Raw genomic sequence first — 21,825 nt, 5'->3', positions numbered from 1 at the left:
CGCCGCAAGACTATCCAACATTAAGGAGGCTTGTGCATGGTGAAACGAAGCAAAAATATCATGATTCTGGTAAGCATGTTGGCACTGATCATCGTTATGGGGGGAATGCTTGAAAACAATCGGACATATGCAGCCGATTATTCGGTTGAGGTTTGGAACGTCTCCGAAATTACGCTTACCAGTACCCAAGCGTATTCCGATCCATTTAACGATGTAGTTGTTGAAGCAAGCTTCTACGGACCTGGGGGAGCGCTCATTACTCGTCCGGCATTCTGGGATGGAGGAAGCACCTGGAAGATCAGATTTGCTCCGACGGCAACAGGTCTGTGGACCATGTCGACAACAGCTTCCGACCCGTCGGACACGGGACTTCACGGTATTTCGCTTACGATCCAGAGCAACGCCTATACGGGTAGTCATGACATTTACGAGCGTGGTTTTTTGAAAGCTAGCGACAACGGAAGATATCTTGTTTATGCAGACGGGACGCCTTTTTTCTATCTGGGTGACACACACTGGATCATGCCGCATGAGCGATTCGACACTTCCAATGTACCTGGTGTGGCCTCCCAATTCAAATATACGGTCGACAAGCGGGTACAGCAGGGCTTCACCGTTTATCAGTCGCAGCCGATTTGGCAACCCCATGGAGGAGGCAGCCACTCGGGAAGCGACGAAGAAGCTGTGGCCAATTTGACTGACGGCTTTACCGCTGCCGATCTGGCGGGGTTTCATAACCTAGATCGTAAATTCGACTATATTGCGGAGCAGGGTCTCGTGCATGCGGCGGCCCAAGTGTCCTGGGTGGGAGACCCGGCGAATTTCCCCCTTGTCTTTACAGAAGATTTTATGGCCAAGCTCGGCCGATATTGGGTTGCAAGATATGGAGCTTACCCGGTGATCTGGACGATCGGCCAGGAAATAGATAAAAATCTGTACGGTGCATACGACGCCTCAACGATCGAGAAGTGGTTTGCGGTGGGCGAAGGCATTGCGGATCATGACAGCTACGGTCATTTAATCATGCCGCATATGGAAGGAACGAGCGTGACTACGGCGGCGAATTCCTGGTGGGTGGACCAGCCGTATCACGGTGGGTGGGCCACCCAAATGTCCATCGGCATGGACGGAATGAGTACGGCCAGAACGTTTTGGGAGGCGCCAATCGCGAAGCCGGCAGTTCTGTACGAAACTGGATACGAAAACTTCTGGGCCGATGCCAAAGGTGCGCTGGGCGCGGGCTACAAAGCTTTCCAATACGGCATTTTTGGTTATGGTTACGGCGCTGCGGGCGTATGGAACGACATCTATTCCAAACCGGGAGAGCCTGCGGACTATGGAACCGAATACGAATTGCCGCTACGTTACTATTGGTGGTACGACGGGGCCAATTTGCGGACGGCAGACCAGCTTGCTTATTTCAAACAATTTTATACGAGTCTGGAATGGTGGAAGCTGACGCCCCGATTTGACAGCAGTACCTGGTCCGCTTTTGTCACGCCAGAGCACAGCCTGTTGTCGACGGACGGCAACGAAACTTACGTCGCTTATTTTTTCGGGTCGGGTACATCGACCGGCACTCTAAAAAATATGTCGACCTCCGCAACCTATACAGCTAAGTGGTACGATCCGCGTAACGGTCAGTATACTGCTCTCGATACATTTAAGGCCCCGTCCGGTACTTGGACGGTTCCCAATCGTCCTACATCCGATGAATGGATGCTTCTTGTGAGCAGTGAGCCGACCGCAAGCAATGAAGGAGCGACGAACCAGGCGGCTTACAAACCGATCACTGTATCCGGCAGCAGTGCAGGCTTCGGCTCTGAATTGGCTGTCGACGGCCTCTACGATACGAGCTGGATAGCCGGTTCAGGTGTTGTCCCGCAATGGCTGACGGTGGATCTTGGCGGCATTAAGCAGCTGGAGTCGATCGAAACCGGCTTTAATCGCGAGGATACCTGGAATTACAAGCTGGAGGGCTCGCTTGACCAGGTCTCTTGGACGACGCTGGCGGATCATACCGCGGCGGGGAGAACGGCCAGGGATATGTCGGACAGCGTAACCGGCGATTATCGATTCGTGCGCATAACGGTGACCGGTTTTCTTGCCCCCTCAATGGTCGCGATATCCGAGTTCCGGATACTCGGCTACGATGAGTCCGAGCTGCTCTCGCGTAATAAAACAACGGCGGTTTCGAGCGATAACGGCACGGGGTGCAGCGGCGGCAAAGCGGTAGATGGCAACGACGTCACCTATTGGTGCGCGGAAGATGCTGCCATGCCGCAATGGCTTTCAGTCGATCTGGGCGTGCCAAGCAGGCTGGAGAAAATCGTTATGAATTTCTACGGACACACGACATGGAAATACAAGCTGGAGGGATCGTTGGACAGTGTAACGTGGACGACGCTGGCTGACAGAACGGTCAGCGGAGTAACGGGGCAGACGGCAAGCGACGAGGCTAGCGGCATCTACCGTTATGTACGCATAACGATTACAGATTCTGGACATTGGGCGGCGATCCGTGAATTCGACGTTTACGGCAAGCCGAATGCGGCTTCCGGCAAGCTCGCTACGGCTTCGTCCATAAGCGGGATTGGCTACGAGGAAGACAAGGCGCTGGACGGTCTCGCTTCGACTTATTGGTGCGCTTCGGATGGTACGAAGCCGCAGTGGCTGAATGTGGATCTAGGATCTTTGCACGACTTATCTGAAGCTCGTATTCACTTTTATAGTCTGGACTCGTGGAAATATAAACTGGAGGGCTCGACGGACGGCAGCAGCTGGTCGGTACTGGCCGACCATACGGCTTCGGGCGTATTGGGGCAAATGACTGCCGATACGCTGTCAGGTTCATACCGTTACGTTCGAATCACGATTACGGATAGCGTGAATTGGGCGGCGATCCGTGAATTGGAGCTGTATGAGTAGTCAACATATCGTATAGGCGCAGGAACGTCAAGGCCGAACGCAAAGCTGGAGATGTCGGATCCGACATTTCCTGCTTACGTGACTTGATGCTGGATTCGCAACAAACTTCTGCTTAAGGAGATTGTGTATTCATGAACAAAATAATGAATAGAAGGCTCGACCCGGAGCGGGATCAAACCGCTGCTCGGATCTGGAAGCAACGTACACCTTTATCCTCGTTGCGGAAAGCAATTGACCGGGGCTCGGTTACGTTAGGATTTCTTGGAGGATCGATTACGGAAGCCAGACCGGGACATAACTGGCCTGAGAAAATCGTGTCGTGGCTGGTGGAGCGTTACCCGAATGTTCGCTTTACAGTTGAAAATGCAGCCATTGGAGCAACCGGAAGCAATCTTGCCATATTTCGTTTGGAGCGGGATATTCTGCGTCATCAATGCGATATTGTGTTTGTGGAATACGCGGTCAACGACTATTACGGCGACCAAGAACGGCGCAAGCGCTCTCGAGAGGGGCTGCTTCGGCGGCTGTTAGTGGAAAGCGAAGCCGATGTGGTGCTTGTCTATACATACCTGCAAGCGATGTATGCAGAGATGATAACGGGCGGCGTGCCGGATTCTATTGCAGAACTCGAACAGCTAGGAGAGCTGTACCTTCTGAGTTCGGTATGGATGGGACTTTACGCTTTCAATGAAGTGCAGAGGGGACGTATGAATTGGGAGGAATGGCTGCCGGATGGCCTGCATCCGACGCATCGCGGCAGCTACAGTTACGCAGAGAGCGTCATAGCGTTCTTGGAGGAAGAGCTAGAGAAAGCACCCGGCGATATAGCTGTCCATGAAGAAACGGCAACAAGCACCCTAATAACATCAAGAGGTGGAATTGTACCGGATGGAGCGCTGCCGGAGCCTCTGAATAAGAGGCATTGGGGGGCGGCGCAGATTATTCCGTTCTACGATGTGCAGCTTGAAGGTCCTTGGACGATTCAGCGCAGCGCGAATGTCGTTTGGATAGACCGCATGCTGACAACATCGGCGATAGGTGCGAAGCTAAGATTCCGTTTCCGTGGAAGGGGGGCGGCATTGGGATTCGAATTCGGACGGCTGTACGCCGATTTCCGATGCAGCATCGACGGCGCCGAGCCGGTGGAAATCAAGCCGGAGCGGGCAGAGTGGTGTCCTCTCGAAGGGTTGTACCATGTCGAGGTGCTGGCAGAGGAACTGGACGAGGGGGAACACGTGGCGGAGCTTGAGATTGTACATGGGAACGGCATGCGTTGCGAAGGCACGCGTTGTCGAATAGCTTTTTTAGCTTCTCTGCCATAAGGAATCGATAGGAGGCAAGCGTGCAATTAGCAATATATGATCGGAGTGTATATGAGGGGGGAGGAATCAAGTGTGCAGCTACGATGGGAGAGCGCGACTCGAGAGGTTGAGCAGTGGCGCTGCATGGAGTGGGAACTAATGAGTACGGCTTCGTATGGGGACCCGTTCGCTGAAGCGGAGGTAACTGCCACGTTTCGGGGCCCCGATGGCAGTGTGCTGGTCCGTCCAGCCTTTTGGGATGGAGAGGCGAGCTGGAAAATTAGATTTGCTCCTAACGTTATTGGAAAATGGTCCCTGACGGTGACTTGTAACGATAAACATAATGCAGGTTTAAATGTCGATGTGCCGTGGAGCTTCAATTGTGTACCCTATACGGGCGTATGGGAGCTGTATCGTCGAGGGTTTTTGCGAGTTGTACAAGGAGATCGTTATTTTACCTATGCCGACGGAACGCCTTTCTTTTATTTGGGCGATACACATTGGTTTCTACCGTCGGAAGCGGAGGGACGCTCTAATGTGGTCGGAGTCGTATCGCAGTTTCATCATATGGTGGATCACCGAGTCAGCCAAGGCTTCACGGTCTATCAATCCGAGCCTCTTGTGACATCGGGACCGCATTTGGACTGTGATCAGGGCATACGCGAATCATCGCTTGAGCTGCTCCGTAATCTCGATCGGAAGTTTGCTTATATCGCCGATTGTGGACTTGTACATGCCAACGCGGCACTGACCTTTTCCAGCATGCTGCAGGTCACGGACTCGAGCCTGCTGGCCAAGCTTGGCCGCTATTGGGTGGCCCGTTATGGTGCCTACCCCGTTTTGTGGACGGTTGCCCAGGAGATCGATCCTGACTTCTATAACCAACTGGACCCAAAATACTGGAAGCAGATCGGCAGGGCTATCCATCGTCATGACTGCTACAAACATCCGATGACAGCTCATATGCAGTACAATGCAAGCTCCGGTTGGGCGAACGAGGAAGGACACAACTGGTTTGCACTTCAACCGCTGGATTTGTCCAAGGATTACATGGAAAGCTTCTGGCAAGGGGAGGGTACCAAGCCTTATCTTGCTTACGAAACACGGTACGAGCATAATAACCAACCCACGGTCGGCGCACGAACAGCGGCATACAGGGCGGTTCTTAACGGCTCATATGGATACGGGTACGGTGTGCAAGGGGTATGGGCGTTGAATAATTCTCCAGAAGATTGGTTCCATTACGGTCCGTATTATCGCTGGTTTGACGGTTTGAATGCGGAGGCGGGCAAGCAGATGACCTATTTTAGGGAGTTTTTTGAATCTCTTCAGTGGTGGAGGCTGAAGCCTTGCTTCAGAAATACGGAATACGGGGATTTTTGCGAGAGTTTGGATAGCTTCCTTATGGTGGATGGGGATCGTACCTATGTAGCGTTATTCACCGGAGACGATGTGAACGGGGCAGTTCTCAAGCAAATGGCGGCTATTCCATATGAGGCGAGTTGGTATGATCCACGTACAGGCCTCTACAAAGCTATTCCTGGTCCTATATATCCCGAAAATGGCCAATGGGTTATTCCGCCTAAGCCGGACAAACAAGATTGGCTACTACTCGTAGTCAGCGATGCGTCAGGCATACAGCCTAGGTTGGCCATTCGATCCGAGGATCAAGCGACAATCATCTTCGGCAAGGACAGAATATTGCGATTGATTGCTGTTATGTTGCCAGGCGGAGAAGTAATCCATCCTGTATGGGGCGTTACGAACCTCGATGGTGGGCCGACGATAGCGGCCGATGTCGATGCTCAAGGGGTGTTGATGGCTCGTGCAAACGGCAACGTTCGGGTCACCGTGGAGCTTGCCGATCGAGGTTTAGCTGCAAGCAGGACGTTTATTATAGCTGCTCAAGATCGCAGAGAGCCTATGCAAGCTGCACAATCCATCTCCATAGATCGAGAAGGGGGGCAGTTTTTTGTGCGTTTTAGTCCACCGAATACACATGACCAACGGGTCGTTTGGTCTGTATTTGAGCAGGATGGGAGAACGTCGACGGACAAAGTTTATATTAGCCCGTACGGAGTGCTAAGCTGCATGGAGGGCGGGCCGGTGAAAGTTGTTGCTGCGGCAATGGATGGTTCGGGCTTGACGGCCGATTATGATTATGATGTGCCGAACCATTACGACGAAATTGTGAACCCTTTGCTGAGAGGAGCCGTGGCTTCGGCGTCTTCCTCCGACTGGGTCAACGGCTATCGTCCAAGCAGAGCAATTGCGAGCGAGCGGGGCAACTTCACGGGCTGGACCACCAAGGTCCCGGAACATGATGGAGAGCTCCCGTCGCCAGAACGTCCGCAATGGTTGGCGATTGCATTGCAGAAGCCGACAGTGATCAAACGATTGGATTTGTACACAACCGGGGCTGGACTTCAATTACGCGACTTCGATATTGAGAATTGGGATGGGGAACAATGGTCGGTGTTGGCGGAAGTGCGAGACAACAATCTGACGGAGGTCATCCTCACGTTTGCTCCCGTATCGAGCGTTCAGTTGCGTATATTGTGCTACAAGGGAGATATGATGGGGATTGCGCGGATCGGTGCGATAGAGATCTATGGAGAAGAAACCATGTAAAAGGATGACCTAGATGATAAAGGTGCATATATATGATCACGGAGCGTTCGACATACAAATGGGAGACTTGCTGGTGGCCGATTGTTTCCCTGGAATAGACGGCAGGCCGGTTAGACCTGTTCAAGTCACGGTAGATCGTCGTCAAGACAGCAGTGAAATCGGTTACCTATTAGCTGGCGGAGAGAAGAGAATTTCATTATGTTTTGCGCATGTCGATGGTGCAGTAGCCATCCGTTCTCAATTATTTGGATTTGAGACAGTTCCTCTCTGGTTCCATCCTGTGTTTAGAGCCGATGCTGGAAGCATTTCCGATATTTATCGTCAAGGACTAGGAATAGGCGGGCCATCTGGATTAACGACCGTAAGCCAACTGCTCAAGGAGCCATATCAAAGAACGGAAAGCTTCGGAATAATTGCCCTGCATGACAACGAAGCCTATCTACTCAGTTCCGCGGCCAATCATGACTCATACATGCTTAAGTATGAGGTGCAGATTAGTGATCCTATTACGCAAGCCGCACAATTTACGGCAGGATTTCGAATGGAGCGCGTATCGGGGGAAGGGTCCTGGAAGCTTCCGGACATGGAGTTCCGCGGGGAGAACAAACTCGAAGAAGGGCTCGTGAAAGCGGCTGGCGTTATAGCGGAAGCGATGGGAGCCAGGACTCATCGTAAACCTGCCTATCATTGGTGCTCGTGGTATTACTGGTATCATCGGTTTACTCATGAGCGCCTGCGTGAGTACCTGAATGCTTTCTCGGCGATTCCTGATTTGCCACTGCAATCGATACAGATTGATGCGGGCTACTTCCCTTCCGCAGGAGATTGGTTGATTACGAATGAGATGTGGCCAGAAGGAATGGGGGCAGCGTTCGCTGACATTCAAAGGTATGGCTACGCGCCGGGGATATGGATCGGCCCGTACATGGTAGGCAATCGGAGTCAGCTCTACGGGCAACATCCGGATTGGGTCCTGCACGATCTTGAGGATAAGCCGGTTGTCGAATGGCGCTGCTATAATGAGCCGAGAGCCTGGGGATACGCGGATGAAGAGTACTACGTTCTCGACACAAGCCATCCGGATGCGATGGCGTATATGCGCCATGTATTTCGGACTTTCAAAGAACAGGGTGTGCGGTTATTTAAAACCGATTTTATGCTCTGGGGTTTGCAGGATAGCAGTAAAGTAAAGCGGCATACGCCAGGTAAAACATCCGTTCAGTATTTCCGTGAATTCATGCATGTAATCCGCGAGGAAATAGGCGAAGACAGTTATTGGCTGGGCTGTATTGCCCCCTTCTTGCCTTTTGTCGGATATGTCGATGCGATGAGGATAGCCGATGATGTCGGAGCGCAATGGAATGAGAATAGCTTTGGTCCGCGCAACATGATTCGTGAAATCGGCGGAAGCAACTATTTCAATCACGTATTCTGGCAAAACGATCCCGATGCCGTCATGCTTAGACATTTCCATATTCAATTGACCGATACTGAAATCGAGTCGCTGGCTCTGCTTCAGGCCGTATCTGGCGGGGCGGTGTATACGTCGGATCCGTTGCACGAGCTGTCACCGGAGCGGCTAGAGCTGTTCCAATTCCTTCAACCGAGAGGCGCGATGAAAGCGAAGCAGCCGCTTTTGGCCGGGCCGGGCAAGGAACTGGTGTTGACGCATGTCTGGCCGGAAGAAGAGCGCGCCCTCCTGCTGTTCTTTAACCCGTCGGAGGAGCAGCTAACGGTGAAATATCAGCTTGAGAAGCTAATCGACATGTCTGTTTGTTATATTCGGGAGGGGCGTTTTGGGATCAACTCGCAGCATCCGGTTCAAGATCTTGTTGTTACGATGCCGCCTCATGGCTGCAAGCTGATTTTTGCTTCAACACAAGCGTTATCGAATTCGCCAATTACGAATCTGTGGGAGTGGTTTAGCAAAGAAACGATGCGGTGCCCTTGAGCTTGAATTTGCGAAAGCCATATTAAAAAAGAGAAGGTCTAAAGGCAGAGTCCCGTCTACTAGATATTTTCTAGAACTGGGGCTCTGTTTAAGCATATTCACGATGTCCCAGATGATCAATCGGAGGGGATGTTATACCCTATCGCGGACATTATTACAGGCTTTGATGCGAATATGTCGCAGGTGGAGTTTAAAGCCCCATCTTCAATTTTATTTAGGTTCGCTATATAATATGTTTAGCGATAAACAATCGAAGCGGGAGGGGAGAACGTGGAGGATAGCAACTTGAACGATTCTAAAAGGGGCAACCCGGACAGCCGCGTAACGCTAGAACATTTCGTCGGCCACATGCAACGCATTCAGCGTTACCTGCGCTCGGAGGCTTTCCATCGGAACCAGCCGGAGCTGACGCGCGTGCAATGGATGCTCCTCCGCCATCTGCGCTGCACGGAGGGAAGGACGATCGGGCAGCTCGCGGCCCATCTGGACGTGCGGGCGAGCACGATGTCCCAGATGATCGATCGGCTCGAGCTGATGAAACACGTCGTGCGGGAGAACAGTCCCGAGGACGCGCGGGTTAAGCTCGTCAAGCTGACGCCGAGCGGCGAAGAGACTATTGCCGGCATGGAAGCGGCCTGGCTGGAATCGCTCGAGGAGCCATTCGCCCATTTCAACGAAGACGAGAAGCGGCAGCTTGTGGCCCTGATGGAGAAGCTGTCGTCGCATCTGCCAAGGAAAGGAGACTAACTCCAATGCCTTACGGTCGCTACATTCGAAAATATTGGAAAAGCTTTCTTCTCGCCATCCTGTTCGTCACGATCGAAGCAGGCGCGGATCTGATGATGCCGACGTTGCTCGCGAACATCATCGACGAGGGAATCGCGGAGAAGGATATGAACCATGTCCTCCAAATGGGAGGGCTTATGCTGCTCATTACCGCAATGGGGGCGATAGCGGCTTCCATCCGCAATGTTGTGGCGAGCCATGTCTCCCAGAAATTCGGAGCGGAGCTTCGCTCGGATCTGTTTGCCAAAATCCAGTCGTTGTCCTTCGACAGCATGAACCAATTCGACCGCGGATCGCTCATTACGCGACTGACAAACGACGTAACGCTCGTGCAGAACTTTCTGAACGGGATGATGCGGATTTTCGTAAAGGCTCCCATTATCGGGATAGGCGCGCTTATTATGGCGATCCGGCTCAACTGGAATTTGTCCATTATTCTGCTTGTTATTGTTCCCATCGTCATTGTATTGGTAGCGCTTAATATTCGAATCGGGTTCTCGAGGTTCATGAACGTGCAGAAGTCCTTGGACAAGGTGAACGCGACGGTGCGCGAATACTTATCCGGCGTCAGGGTCGTCAAGGCGTTCAACCGATTCGACTACGAAGAAGAGAGATTCGAGAAGTCGAACGAGGAGCAGCGCGCCCGCTCGACGAACGCGATGCGGGCGATGTCGATCTTTAATCCCGCGATTATGCTGACGGTCAATTTCGGTATCGTGACGGTGCTCTGGCTTGGCGGGCGGTGGTTAAATGCCGATCTGCTGCCGGTCGGGCATCTCGTGGCCTTCGTCAACTATATGACTCAGATCCTTTTTGCGCTCATGATGCTGACGATGGTATTCACGATGTTCATCAGGGCCAAGGCGTCCGCGCAGCGGATCGGCGAGGTATTCAAACAAGAGAACGGCATGACTTGGCGGGAAGAGGGCGATTGGAATCCGACAGCCAAAGGCGCTGTGGAATTCAGTAACGTCACCTTCTCCTACGGCGGCGAACAAGGCAGCCCGGCGGTGGACGATGCGACCTTCGCATGCCGTCCCGGCGAGACGATCGGCATCGTCGGCTCCACGGGCTCGGGCAAGAGCAGTCTGGTGGAGCTGATTCCCCGCTTCTACGATGCGGACTCCGGCGTGATCCGGGTAGGCAATACGGATATCAGAGAGCTCGATCCGTCGTCGCTTCGGGAACGCATCGCCATCGTGCCGCAGCAAACCATGTTGTTCACGGGCTCCATTATGGACAATATCCGCTGGGGAAAGGAAGAGGCGACGGACGAAGAAGTGATGGAGGCAGCTAAGCTTGCCGAGGCGCATGAATTTATCCAGCGGCTGCCTGAAGGTTATCAATCGCTGTTAGGACAGCGCGGCGTTAATCTGTCCGGCGGTCAGAAGCAGCGAATTTCCATCGCGAGAGCGCTGATCCGCAGACCGGACATTCTTATTCTCGACGATTGCACCAGCGCGGTCGATATGGTGACGGAGGCTCGCATCAAATCCGCGCTCAAAACTTATGCGCAAGGCATGACTTGCCTGCTCATCGCGCAGCGAATTACTTCCGTGATGGATGCGGACAACATTATCGTCATGGATCAAGGAAAGATCGTGGACAAAGGAACGCATGATGAGCTCTTGGAACGCTGCCAGGTGTACCAGGAAATCTATCGTTCCCAGATCGGGAAGGAGCTGAAGAGCGATGTCGTCTAATTCGAGCGGAAGCCAAGGTCAAGGTGGCGCAAGCGAAGCCAAGGTGCCGCCGGCTATTCCGGGGATCGGCAGGCCCGGTGCGGGCGGGGCAGGCCGGAAGCCGGTCAAGCCGAAGCAAATGCGAGCGACGATGCTTCGGCTCTGGCGTTACTTCGGCAGCGAGCGCAAGCGTCTTATTGTTATCTTCGCATTCGTCATTGCGACTTCCCTGCTGGCTGTGGCGGCGCCTTATCTGATTGGATCCGCCATCGACGCCATGAGCGCGGCGGATGATGGCGGCGTCGATTTCGGCCTGCTGGAAATCATTCTGCTTGTTCTAGTTGCTGCATATGTCAGCGAAGGCGCTTTGTCTTTCCTTCAGAGCTGGCTGATGGCAGGGTTGTCCCAACGTGTGGTAAAGCAGCTGCGGGGCTCGCTGTTCGGCAAGCTGCAGAAGCTGCCTTTGCGGTTCTTTGACTCCAGGTCGCATGGAGAGCTAATGAGCCGGGTGACGAACGATATCGACAACGTCAGCAATACGGTATCGCAATCGACGGTGCAGCTAATGTCGGGCTTCATCGGCATCGTCGGTTCGCTTGTCATGATGTTGGTTTTAAGCCCGCTGCTGACGCTTGCTACTCTGATCACGGTGCCGCTCGTCTACCTGCTTGCGAAATTCGTGACGAGCCGGACGGGGGTGCTGTTTAAGGAGCAGCAGGCGCAGTTGGGCAAGCTTAACGGCCATATCGAAGAGACGATCACGGGTTTGCAGGTCGTAAAGGCGTTCAATCACGAGGCCAAGTCGATTCAGCAGTTCGAGGAAGTGAACGGCAAGCTGCTTCAGGTGTCGCTCAAAGCGCAGATCTGGTCTGGTTTCCTGATGCCGCTCCTCGGCGTGATAAACAATATCGGGATCGCGACCATCGCAATCGTCGGCGGCGTGATGGCCGTCAACGGACATCTTAGCGTCGGTCTGATCGCGAGCTTCGTGGGTTATTCCCGGCAGTTTGTCCGTCCGCTTAACGAGATGGCTCAAATCTACAATGTTCTGCTGTCAGGCGTAGCGGGCGCGGAGCGGGTGTTCGAGGTGCTGGACGAAAAGGAAGAAGAACCCGATGCGCCTGGCGCGATAGTTCTGTCTAACCCTAAGGGACATGTTGTATTCGAGAATGTCAATTTCGGTTATCGCCAGGATGTCCCGATCTTGAACAATGTCAGCTTCGATTCGCCAAAAGAGAGCAGCACGGCGCTGGTAGGGCCGACGGGAGCGGGCAAGACGACCATCGTTAATCTGCTTACGCGCTTTTACGATGTGACGGGCGGCCGCATTCTGATCGACGGTCGCGATATTCGGGACTATACGAGGGAGAGCCTGCGCCAATGCTTTGGCATCGTGCTGCAGGATACGTATCTGTTCTCGGGCACGATTCGGGACAATATTTTGTACGGGAAGCCGGATGCGACGGAGGAGGAAATGCTGCAGGCGGCGCGCATGGCCAATGCCGATACTTTCATTCGGCGGCTCCCTCACGGCTACGGTACGGAGCTGACCGAGAACGGCGGCAATCTGAGCCAGGGGCAGCGGCAATTGCTCGCGATCGCCAGAGTTATCCTGGCCAAGCCGTCGATTTTAATCCTCGACGAAGCGACCAGCAGCATCGATACCCGGACGGAGCTGCATATTCAGGAGGCGCTGCTCAAGGTGATGAAGGGCCGGACGACGTTTATTATCGCGCACCGGCTCAATACGATCCGGGACGCAGACGCGATCATGGTTATCGACCGGGGCAAGCTCCAGGAGAAGGGTACGCATGACGCGCTAATGGAGCGGCGAGGCGTATATTACGGCATGTTTGACCAACAGTTTAAGAATGTGCAAACATAGTGAAAGCAATAATCGACGACATGGAGAGAAGGTATGGGAGTGGAAGTAAAGTTTTGTTCAGCCTGCGGGAGCGCGATGGAATACAGGGAGATGGACGGTCATTCGCGACAAGCGTGTACGACGTGCAGCTTCGTGCACTGGGGCAGCTATAGCATCGGCGTCGGGGCGCTCGTGAAGAAGGACGACAAAATGCTGCTCGTCCGCCGCGCGCAAAATCCAGGCAAAGGTTTTTGGACCAATCCTGGCGGATACATCGAGCAGTTGGAACCCATCGAAGAAACGATTGTGCGCGAGGTGATGGAGGAAAGCGGGATAGAGGCCGTCGTTACCGGCGTCGCTGCGCTGCGCGATCAGCCGAGGGACATTCACAACGTCTACATCGCGTTTGCTATGGACTATGTCGGCGGCGAGCCGCGGCCAGATGACTATGAGGTGGATGCCGCAGGTTTTTTCACGCTTGACGAGATGGCGGAGATGAACGTCGCGCCGTTTACCAGATGGCTAGCAGATATCGCGTTCCGCGGTCAATCGGCGGGATTGCTTAAGGACACTGCGCCGATCGTCCCGTTAAACGGCTACGGACTGTTCCGAACGTAGGAGCGAGTAAGAGGAGCTGGCGGGAAGAGGTTGTCGCTGGTTCGTCTGCAGGTGAGGGTGTAGGGACTGCACCGGTTCAGTCGTAGTCGCTATCGCGTGTCTGCGAACTTGTGTATTTACGTGTATGAAGATACAACGGAACTCAGCGCCCTTATTCAGCCAAATGGAGGGGGGATGGCGGGGCTAACGGAACTCAGAAGCCTAATCAGTCGATTAAAAGGGGGATGGCGGGCGGTTGGGCTGGAATAAGAGCGATCAGTTCCGTTAGGCTTCCAAAACCAGTTGATATGGCGCAAATAGCGGCACTCAGTTCCGTTCCGTTGGTCGCACTCATTTAAATAGATCGGTTAAGTCTTTAATGCTCGGACCATGTTGTCATACTCAAACGCAAAGGACCGTCAGGATGATCAATCCTGACGGTTTTTCTCTCCGTTCATGAACGGGATGTTGCTTAATCGCGTCTGTTCCAGCAGCCCGTCCCGGCGAGGTCGCTCAAAACAATCAAATCTCTTTTCGATGAAGATAAAGAAGTCCGCCAGCGACAAACAACACGAAGCTGCAGCCTACCGTCACGAGAATGTTCTCGAGGGGCAGATTAAAGGCGCCGAAATTTTGCTCGCCGCCTTGTACAAGCATACCGAGCGCCGGCTGTGCCCATGGATAAAACGGTCCATACTTGTCGGAGTTGATGATCAGTATGTTCGGAATCGTCATGGACACGTTGATGGCCAGCGGCGCGGCGAAGCTGCTCCAGCCGATGGAAGCCCACAACTGCAAAGCGGCCAGAGGCAAGCAGGCAATCCATCCCGTAAGGAGGGAGACGAGCGCCGATTGCCAGTCGATGCTGCCTGTAATTCCCTGTACGGCGGATGCCGCCAGAAGCGCGCCGATCATGATTAGCTGCACGGCGGCAAGCAAGGAAGCAACCATGATAAACTTGGCGCCGTACAAAGCGGTGCGCGATACCGGCAAGCTAAACGTTGCCTTCCATCCGCCTCCGTTGTGCTCGTATCTGCACACGAAGGACGAGAAGATGCCTGTCAATATGGGCAACAGAAGCAAGGCATGGAGCATAAAGACGTTGGATTGCAGCAGATCGTATCGCGCTGCTTCCGGTACGTCCGTCAAATTCGACATGGCGCCGATCAGCGCGGCCAGCAGGGGACTAATGGGGACGAGCAGCCAAATCAAGGAGCGGCTAAGCTTTAATCGTTCAGCGCCGAGCAGCCCCAGGAAAGAACGGAATCCCATCTCAGTTCACGTCCTTTCGATTGAAGTGGACGGCTGCCGGCAGCAAAATCGCAAGTCCGATGATTAGCCCCGCGAGGACGAAGGTTTCACCGTTTTCTGCCTTGTAGGAAGCAAGCGGCCAGTTGGTGGGCACCCACTCCGAGAGAGGGAACACCGAAATCAAGGCGGCAACGATTCCGATCGTAATCGGCAGAGACTGGTTGCGGTAAGTCACGCACATCCACAGCACCGGAGTCAGCAGCGTCCAGGATGCCAGATAGGGATAAGCCGCCAGCTTAATAGCATCGGTCAAGGGGAAGTCCGCCGCATCGAAGCCGAGCAGCAGTCCGAGTCCGAAGGCGCCGAGCGCGAGCACGATGCTGGCAACGGCAAGTAGCAACGCCACGATGGCGAATTTGGAGCCGAACACCGCGTATCGCGAAATCGGCAGCGCGAGCAACTGCTTCCACGCGCTTGTATGATGCTCGACATTGGCCAGCATGGAGCTCAGAATGGTAATGCCCATCAAAAGCGCGATGGGAACGAACATCAAAATGTTGTTCAGCAGGCCGCCCCAGGGATCGTCGGCGTAGGCTTTTATCATATAATCGTAGCGGAGACCGTAATTCAGCCCTTGCATCGCGATTAAGCCGACCGGGGCGAGGAAGGTCAGGAACCACAGTCCTTTGCCATTGATCTTGAGCAGATCGGATCTTATCGCTTGAACGATCATAAGCTTCCATCCTCCCCGACGATTTCGAGGAACAGCTTCTCCAGCGTCTTGCGATCTTCTTCCACCCGATAGACGGCATGGCCGGATTGCACCAGTTCTTTGACGGCCAGGGCTACGGCGGCGTCTTCGGCACTGCCAAGCGACAGCGTGGAGTCGCCCGCGCCGATCGCGGCTTCGATACCGCGGTTCGCCAGCACGTTCAAGGCGTCTTCGCGTTCCGAGACGCGGAGCGTGACGGCGCTCTGCGACTGCGTGCGCAAGCTGTCTATCGTATCCTGGAACACCAGCTCCCCGCGACGGATGATGCCGACGACGCTAGCCATTTGCTCCACTTCGCTCAGCAGATGGCTGGAAATGAGCACGGTAATGCCGTATTGGCGCGGCATTTCCTTGATCAACTCGCGAATTTCCAGTATGCCGGACGGGTCGAGGCCGTTGGTGGGCTCATCGAGGATGAGCAGCTCCGGGTTGCCAAGCAGAGCGCTCGCTATACCTAGCCGTTGTTTCATGCCGAGCGAATAACCTTTAACCGGCCGCTTCGCTTCTTTCGTCAATCCGACGATAGCGAGAACCTCATCGATTCGGCTCGCAGGCACGCCGATGATGCGGCGAATCGCCTCGAGATTTTGAACGGCGGTCAGATGTCCATAGTTCGACGGATATTCCACCAGCGAGCCGACCTTCCTCAGAATAGACAGCCGGTCCTTCTCCAGCGGTCGTCCGAAGATCCGAATAGACCCTCCGGATGGCTTGATCAGACCGAGCAGCATGCGGATCGTCGTTGTCTTGCCCGCGCCGTTTGGTCCCAGGAAGCCGTATATTTCTCCTTTTGCGATTTGCAGATTCAGGTTGGACACCGCATAGCGCCCCTTGTACCTCTTGCCGAGACCTCTTGTCTCGATTATCCATTCTTTCAAGTCGATCACCTCGAGATCCAGATTAACGTCTCAAGGTTAAGTCCCGTGTACGGCGAAGGTTAAATTTCGTTTAAAAAAAGCCGCGCCCGTCGTTCGTCTTCGTCTTCTCGTACAAATACACCCGCGTCCCTTCCTCCGAGCTTGCCGTTTCGCGGACGAGTCCCATGCTGTCGGCCAAATAATCCACGATGGCTAGTCCGACGCCTGCCCCTGTGGCAGAGGATTCGGAGTTCAGACCTCGGCCTTTGTCGGAGACGACCAGGCATGGCCGTCCGTGCCGCTTCTCCAACGCTAAGCCGATATAACCGCCATCCCGGGCATGGCGAACGACATTCTGGAATAAATTGTCCAGTATGCGCTGCAAGCCCGCGCGATCGCCTTGCCATATCAGCTGCTCATGGGGTAGCCGAACGTCGACCTCGAGACCTTCCCGTTCCCAGAGCGGATACCAGCTTGCGGCGGATTCTCTCGCCAGCCGGACGATGTCAACAGCCTCCAGGGTCAGCTTATAGCGCCCGCTGGTCATGAGCGTATAGGCAAGCAGGTTGTCGATAAGCTCGCCCAACCCTTCGGCTTTGCCCTGCATGACCGATACGGATTGCTGCCCCTTCGGACTAAGCGGCTCCTCGCGCAATTGGTAGAGATGCCCCTGCATAATCGTGAGCGGAGTGCGCAGATCATGCGACAGATTCGCGACGAGCGACTTGCGCAGCTGTTCTTCTTCGCTCTGGCGCTGCCGGCTGTCCCTGAGCTGGGCGACCATGCCGTTGAAGGAGTATTCCAGCGCTCCGATTTCGTCCCAGCGCTTGATCGCGACGGGCTCCGGGATGCCGTGCTCATCCTGCTGCGCCATAGCGGATTGCAGGCGAAGGAGCCGTCTGCGGATGTGGCGGAAGAACAAGAGCGACATGGCTACGAACACCGAGAACATGACAAAGACGAAGGCGATGTAATACGGCGTCCCGGAGCCGTTCGGATTGCCCGTGGAGATCACTTCGCGCGGTATTCGAATCGTCATAAAGGAAGGGCCGGCATTTTCCTTCCCGAGGAATGCGATGACCGTATAAGGATCTTTCCCGATGCTTGCCTTCATAAACCGGATGGCCTCCTCCGGCGTCCATTGCGCCGGAATATCGAGCTGAGGCGGCAGTTGACTCCTTGTCGCGCCATTAGCATCGACCCAGAACATGGAGGCTTCGGGATAGCGTCTTTTCAGCTCGATGAGAGCTTCGTCGATGGCCGCATCCGACTTGCCTTCCATATTGGCGGCATGCGCATGCCAATCCGACAAAAGACCAGACGTCCCGCCATACTTGGCGCCGCTCTCCATATCTGATTTCGAGCTCCACTGAACGATGGTGTAGGTGAGACTGGCAAGCGGGATAATGACGGGAATGAACAGGAATGCGGCCAGCACGATGATCAAATATTGTCCCTGCAGCGAGCCCGGCAGGAGACGCGACTTGCGTACGGAAGCTTGCGAATCGTTGCGTTTGTTCATGCCCGTACCCGATAACCCAGCCCGCGAATCGTCTCGACGACTTCGGGCGAAGCGGGGTCCTTCTCGATCTTCTCGCGCAAGTGCCGGATATGTACCATAAGCGTCTTATCCCCATCCAGATAAGATTCGCCCCATACCGCCTCGTAGATTTGCTCCTTGGTCAGAATTTGCCCCAGATGGCGGAACAGAAACATGAAGATGTGGAACTGCTTGCCCCCGAGGGCGAGCTCTTCTCCGGTATCCGCATGCTCGATCCGGTTTTCTGCCTCATAAACAAGCAGATGCTTTACCTTGGTCGGTTCGCTGGAGCGTCTTCCGCCGCGGCGGAGGAGCACTTCGATCCGGGCCGACAATTCGTCGGGATGGAATGGCTTGGTCACATAATCATCCGCGAATTCAAGGCCTTGCAGCTTATCATCGATGGACGTTCGAGCGGACAGCATCAGGATAGGCAGATCCGGATATGCTTTCTTCAGTCTTTGTCCGATCGTGAAGCCGTCAAGCCCGGGCAGCATGACGTCCAGCACGACCAAGCTGCAGCCCTCGGCTTCCCGCAAAGCCTCCTCGCCGCTTTTAAGCCATTTCACCTCGTATGATTTGGAGCGGAGCTGCTCCGTTACAAGCTCTCCTATTTCCGTGTCGTCTTCGATATAAAGCAACTTAATGGAGTTATTGGTCAAATCGATCTTCCCCTCCGAGCGCACCCGTTTTCCGAAAATTATATACGAAGACTCCCTGCCGCGAAAGTCTACCGGAAAGTCTGCCGGAAAGTCTGTTCAAGTAACCGTTCACAAATTGTGAAAATTTGTTATGATGTTGCTGATACCATTTGCTAGGGTGTTTCGTAATAGTTGGTTATGAGGTAATGATACGAGAAGGAGTGGATTCCATGTCATTGTTCAACCGCATGATGGCAAGCGTGGGAATTGGGGCGGCGAAGGTGGATACGCTGCTGGAGCGCACATCCTATAGTCCCGGTGACGAGGTGCGCGGTGTAGTGCGCATTTTTGGAGGTTCGGTCGATCAGCAGATCGAAGGCATTGATTTATCCATCATGACTTATTACATCAAAGAAGTGAACGATAGCAAGTTGAAGCAGAACGTGGAGCTTGGCAAGGTACGCGTCTCTCCAGCTATAACGGTGCGCGCGGGCGAGAACAGGGAAATCGGCTTCAGCTTCTACCTGGCTCCGCATACGCCGCTGTCCATCGGCAGATCGCCGGTGTGGATCAAGACGTCGGCGGATATTCGCTCCTCCGTGGATCCTACGGACAACGATTATATCGAAGTTGTGCCGACCCAGCCTATGCACATGGTTTTGCAGGCGATCGAATCGCTGGGCTTCAAGCTCCGCGAAGCGGAAACGGTCTACGCGCCTCGAATCGGAGACTCTTCTCCGTTCGTGCAAGAGTTCGAATGGGTGCCGTACAGCGGTGCTTATCGCGGACAGCTGGACGAGGTGGAGCTCGTGTTCCTGCGCAATCGAGGCAGCGAGCTGGAGCTGCTGCTGCAGATTGACCGTCGTGCGAAAAATCTGTTCGGTTTGTTCGCCGAAGCTATGGATACGGACGAAAGCTTTGTGAAGCTCGTAGTCAAAGAATCCGATTTTGCGCAAGGACCGCAATACGTGGCATCGCTTCTCAACAATGTAATATCGCGCTATTCTCATTAAGCTGCCAGTGCGCGGCTAAAACAGGGGCTGTCTCAAAGGTCTATCATTGACCATTGAGACAGCCCCTCGTTTGTTTGTCTAAGTCGCCGCCAAACGTCCTTGATAGCGGCAAACCCGGTTGCGTCCGCCCCGCTTCGCTTCGTACAGGGCAGCGTCCGCTTCCCTAAGGAGTGTCTCCAAACTTGCGGCGCTGTCCGCCGAAGAAGCGACGCCGAAGCTGGCGGTCACGGTGAGGCTTCCGTGTGCAGAAGAGTCCAGCGTATTGCCGGACAGGGCGATACGCAGCCGCTCCGCGATCAAGTCCGCGTTCTCCGGCAACTCGCCATACAGCGCTACGACGAATTCCTCGCCGCCATATCTCGCGAACAGCATGTCCGGCTTCAGCTCGCGCTGGCAGATGGCGGCTGCGTGGCGCAGCACATCATCGCCCGTCTCGTGACCGTACGAGTCGTTAAATGCTTTGAAGTTATCGATATCGAACAGGATGACGGAGGTCGCGCGTTCCCGCAATGCGGACAGCTCGAGCTGTTCCTTGGCGCGAATGATGAACTGCGTTCGATTATAGATGCCGGTCAAGCCGTCGTAATAAGCCATATGACGAAGCTGCTCCTCAAGCCGCTTCTGTTCTGTAACATCGACCAGCATAAGCAGATCTCCGATCACATCGCCGCCCCGGCCTCTGACGATCGATAATTTGGCCTGGTAAATCGACAGGACGCCGCCGCTCTCCCACTGCAGCTCCTGCACCGTCTCATCTGCTCCAGGACGCTTTAGTCCATAGTGCGGCAAGCCGGTCAGATTTTCCCATATATCGACAAGCCTCTTGCCGAGCAAACTTCTGCGGAGCGCGGGAATCATCCGGGAAGCAGCTTTATTATAATCGATCAGACGTCCCGACCGATCGAGCACGATGACGCCTTCTCTCATACTCTCGAATATATTCTCCTTGGCTATAGGTACTATCATGAGGAGGCGCGTAGATAGAATGGCCCATATATACAGGGCTGAGGTGATGCTGAGAATGAACGGTACGGGATCCGTGCCATATGGAGTAGCGCCGATCAGATAGAGGAAGGCTCCGATCATGGGCAAGCTCTGTCCGCAGAGCAAAGTGAGCAATTGGATACGGAAGGTTTTTTTTGTCTTGAACCACTGCTTGAGCAGCAGGATGGCGCCTGCGAACAGACAACCGAACGTATAGGCTCCATGTACGATATACCAATCTCCGATGACGATGTCGGCCATGGGCGTGGGCGTGTCGGAACGGAGGTAAACGTCCTTGTAGAAGAGATGATGACTCTCGTTCGTTGCGACGAGCAGGAACGTGATGGCCGGTATGATAAACATCGCGCGAGCTGTTCTTCTCGATATGTTCCAATCAATATAACGCATGATAAGGAGCAGTCCCACTACGGGCGTAAAGGCGATGCCGATATATTCGACGACTCCCCATCTCTTTATTTCTTCCAATGTATCGCTGGCAAGCTCGAAGGCGAAGGCGAAGATATAGACCGATTGCAGCGCCGTCCACCAAACTAGCAGCCGGGCTTCGGGGAATTCTCTTTTTTTGAAAAAGACGTATAAGCAGAGAAAGGTGTTAAGCACGCCCGAGGTCGTAATTAACGAGATGTACGGCGTCAAATCCAACTGCATGAAGGATGTCCTCCATTCGTGATCATTCTCTTTTTTATGGTATCACAGGTGACGCGTTCGGCGCCAAACAAATAAAAGCGAAAGTATTCGGGTCGATATTTTTGAAAAAATCGCCAATTCCCCAAATTTCATGCAAATTCCTGCATATTACTGTTGAACGTTGACAATCCGTGAAGTAAAATAGATGAAAGATATAGGTACAAGTTCAAAAAGTCTATAAATCCCTTAAACCCTTATTACTCATTGCCTAACGTCAGCCAGATCGACTAACCTTGCATAGTCTATGAGGCTGGCTTTTTTCATAGATTATGTTTTTTTTATGAAACGCGCTGCGCCGCCCAACGATGGCGCAACCGTT

15 protein-coding genes are annotated in these 21,825 nt (G+C 54.0%); 9 read left to right on the top strand and 6 right to left on the bottom strand.

Annotated elements, in window-relative coordinates; genetic code table 11:
* Nucleotides 1-36: 36 nt before the first annotated feature.
* The 8 genes from H7F31_RS28460 (at nucleotide 37) to H7F31_RS28425 (ending at nucleotide 13,761) form a co-directional block, all read left to right on the top strand.
* Nucleotides 37-2,928 (top strand): discoidin domain-containing protein, encoded by a 2,892-nt coding sequence (locus tag H7F31_RS28460; protein ID WP_187101553.1) that lies wholly within the window; start codon nucleotides 37-39, stop codon nucleotides 2,926-2,928.
* Nucleotides 2,929-3,059: 131 nt separating this feature from the next.
* The gene (locus H7F31_RS28455; RefSeq protein WP_187101552.1) at nucleotides 3,060-4,250 is read left to right on the top strand and encodes an SGNH/GDSL hydrolase family protein; all 1,191 of its coding nucleotides are present in this window, start codon (nucleotides 3,060-3,062) and stop codon (nucleotides 4,248-4,250) included.
* Nucleotides 4,251-4,322: 72 nt separating this feature from the next.
* Entirely contained in the window at nucleotides 4,323-6,860 is a 2,538-nt protein-coding gene (locus tag H7F31_RS28450; protein ID WP_187101551.1) for an apiosidase-like domain-containing protein, read from the top strand.
* A gap of 13 nt (nucleotides 6,861-6,873) precedes the next feature.
* Nucleotides 6,874-8,811: a glycoside hydrolase family 36 protein gene (locus H7F31_RS28445; RefSeq protein ID WP_187101550.1), complete on the top strand. Its 1,938-nt coding sequence runs from the start codon at nucleotides 6,874-6,876 to the stop codon at nucleotides 8,809-8,811.
* Nucleotides 8,812-9,096: 285 nt separating this feature from the next.
* Nucleotides 9,097-9,558, top strand: a complete 462-nt coding sequence (locus tag H7F31_RS28440; RefSeq protein WP_256975457.1) for a MarR family winged helix-turn-helix transcriptional regulator — start codon at nucleotides 9,097-9,099, stop codon at nucleotides 9,556-9,558.
* Nucleotides 9,559-9,563: 5 nt separating this feature from the next.
* Nucleotides 9,564-11,300 (top strand): ABC transporter ATP-binding protein, encoded by a 1,737-nt coding sequence (locus tag H7F31_RS28435; protein ID WP_187101549.1) that lies wholly within the window; start codon nucleotides 9,564-9,566, stop codon nucleotides 11,298-11,300.
* The gene (locus H7F31_RS28430; protein ID WP_187101548.1) at nucleotides 11,290-13,164 is read left to right on the top strand and encodes an ABC transporter ATP-binding protein; all 1,875 of its coding nucleotides are present in this window, start codon (nucleotides 11,290-11,292) and stop codon (nucleotides 13,162-13,164) included. Before H7F31_RS28435 ends, H7F31_RS28430 begins: the two co-directional genes overlap by 11 nt.
* A gap of 33 nt (nucleotides 13,165-13,197) precedes the next feature.
* On the top strand, nucleotides 13,198-13,761 hold the full coding sequence (locus tag H7F31_RS28425) for an NUDIX hydrolase (RefSeq protein ID WP_315970531.1): 564 nt from the start codon (nucleotides 13,198-13,200) through the stop codon (nucleotides 13,759-13,761).
* Between the two features lie 501 nt (nucleotides 13,762-14,262).
* On the opposite strand, the gene H7F31_RS28420 is transcribed toward H7F31_RS28425, so the two are convergent.
* From H7F31_RS28420 to H7F31_RS28400, 5 genes are all read right to left on the bottom strand, one after another.
* Nucleotides 14,263-15,012 carry an ABC transporter permease gene (locus tag H7F31_RS28420; protein WP_187101547.1) on the bottom strand — a complete coding sequence of 250 codons (750 nt, stop codon included), beginning with the start codon at nucleotides 15,010-15,012 and terminating at the stop codon, nucleotides 14,263-14,265.
* A gap of 1 nt (nucleotide 15,013) precedes the next feature.
* Nucleotides 15,014-15,724 carry an ABC transporter permease gene (locus H7F31_RS28415; RefSeq protein ID WP_187101546.1) on the bottom strand — a complete coding sequence of 237 codons (711 nt, stop codon included), beginning with the start codon at nucleotides 15,722-15,724 and terminating at the stop codon, nucleotides 15,014-15,016.
* Nucleotides 15,721-16,641 carry an ABC transporter ATP-binding protein gene (locus H7F31_RS28410; protein WP_187101545.1) on the bottom strand — a complete coding sequence of 307 codons (921 nt, stop codon included), beginning with the start codon at nucleotides 16,639-16,641 and terminating at the stop codon, nucleotides 15,721-15,723. The genes H7F31_RS28415 and H7F31_RS28410 overlap by 4 nt, the downstream gene beginning before the upstream one ends.
* A 70-nt stretch (nucleotides 16,642-16,711) precedes the next feature.
* On the bottom strand, nucleotides 16,712-18,142 hold the full coding sequence (locus H7F31_RS28405) for a sensor histidine kinase (protein ID WP_187101544.1): 1,431 nt from the start codon (nucleotides 18,140-18,142) through the stop codon (nucleotides 16,712-16,714).
* Complete coding sequence (locus H7F31_RS28400; RefSeq protein ID WP_261800164.1) at nucleotides 18,139-18,822, bottom strand: response regulator transcription factor; 684 nt, start codon at nucleotides 18,820-18,822, stop codon at nucleotides 18,139-18,141. Before H7F31_RS28400 ends, H7F31_RS28405 begins: the two co-directional genes overlap by 4 nt.
* Before the next feature lie 209 nt (nucleotides 18,823-19,031).
* Between H7F31_RS28400 and H7F31_RS28395 the strand changes: the two genes are divergently transcribed.
* On the top strand, nucleotides 19,032-19,814 hold the full coding sequence (locus H7F31_RS28395) for a sporulation protein (protein ID WP_187101543.1): 783 nt from the start codon (nucleotides 19,032-19,034) through the stop codon (nucleotides 19,812-19,814).
* Between the two features lie 78 nt (nucleotides 19,815-19,892).
* Here H7F31_RS28395 and H7F31_RS28390 read toward each other — a convergent pair whose 3' ends face one another.
* Nucleotides 19,893-21,467 carry a histidine kinase N-terminal 7TM domain-containing diguanylate cyclase gene (locus tag H7F31_RS28390; protein ID WP_187101542.1) on the bottom strand — a complete coding sequence of 525 codons (1,575 nt, stop codon included), beginning with the start codon at nucleotides 21,465-21,467 and terminating at the stop codon, nucleotides 19,893-19,895.
* Nucleotides 21,468-21,825 lie beyond the last annotated feature (358 nt).

The sequence above is a fragment of the Paenibacillus sp. PAMC21692 genome (genome assembly GCF_014303795.1).
GTDB classification, from domain to species: domain Bacteria; phylum Bacillota; class Bacilli; order Paenibacillales; family Paenibacillaceae; genus Pristimantibacillus; species Pristimantibacillus agaridevorans.
The sequence above is the reverse complement of the archived record's forward strand: the minus strand, read 5'-3'. Positions and strand labels throughout refer to the sequence as shown.

What these genes read in the sequence shown, in the direction of transcription:
- H7F31_RS28460 (WP_187101553.1), top strand. Translation starts at nt 37, where the DNA reads ATGGTGAAACGAAGCAAAAATATCATGATTCTGGTAAGCATGTTGGCA.
- H7F31_RS28455 (WP_187101552.1), top strand. Translation starts at nt 3,060, where the DNA reads ATGAACAAAATAATGAATAGAAGGCTCGACCCGGAGCGGGATCAAACC.
- H7F31_RS28445 (WP_187101550.1), top strand. Translation starts at nt 6,874, where the DNA reads ATGATAAAGGTGCATATATATGATCACGGAGCGTTCGACATACAAATG.
- H7F31_RS28435 (WP_187101549.1), top strand. Translation starts at nt 9,564, where the DNA reads ATGCCTTACGGTCGCTACATTCGAAAATATTGGAAAAGCTTTCTTCTC.
- H7F31_RS28430 (WP_187101548.1), top strand. Translation starts at nt 11,290, where the DNA reads ATGTCGTCTAATTCGAGCGGAAGCCAAGGTCAAGGTGGCGCAAGCGAA.
- H7F31_RS28425 (WP_315970531.1), top strand. Translation starts at nt 13,198, where the DNA reads ATGGGAGTGGAAGTAAAGTTTTGTTCAGCCTGCGGGAGCGCGATGGAA.
- H7F31_RS28420 (WP_187101547.1), bottom strand. Translation starts at nt 15,012, where the DNA reads ATGGGATTCCGTTCTTTCCTGGGGCTGCTCGGCGCTGAACGATTAAAG.
- H7F31_RS28415 (WP_187101546.1), bottom strand. Translation starts at nt 15,724, where the DNA reads ATGATCGTTCAAGCGATAAGATCCGATCTGCTCAAGATCAATGGCAAA.
- H7F31_RS28405 (WP_187101544.1), bottom strand. Translation starts at nt 18,142, where the DNA reads ATGAACAAACGCAACGATTCGCAAGCTTCCGTACGCAAGTCGCGTCTC.
- H7F31_RS28395 (WP_187101543.1), top strand. Translation starts at nt 19,032, where the DNA reads ATGTCATTGTTCAACCGCATGATGGCAAGCGTGGGAATTGGGGCGGCG.
- H7F31_RS28390 (WP_187101542.1), bottom strand. Translation starts at nt 21,467, where the DNA reads ATGCAGTTGGATTTGACGCCGTACATCTCGTTAATTACGACCTCGGGC.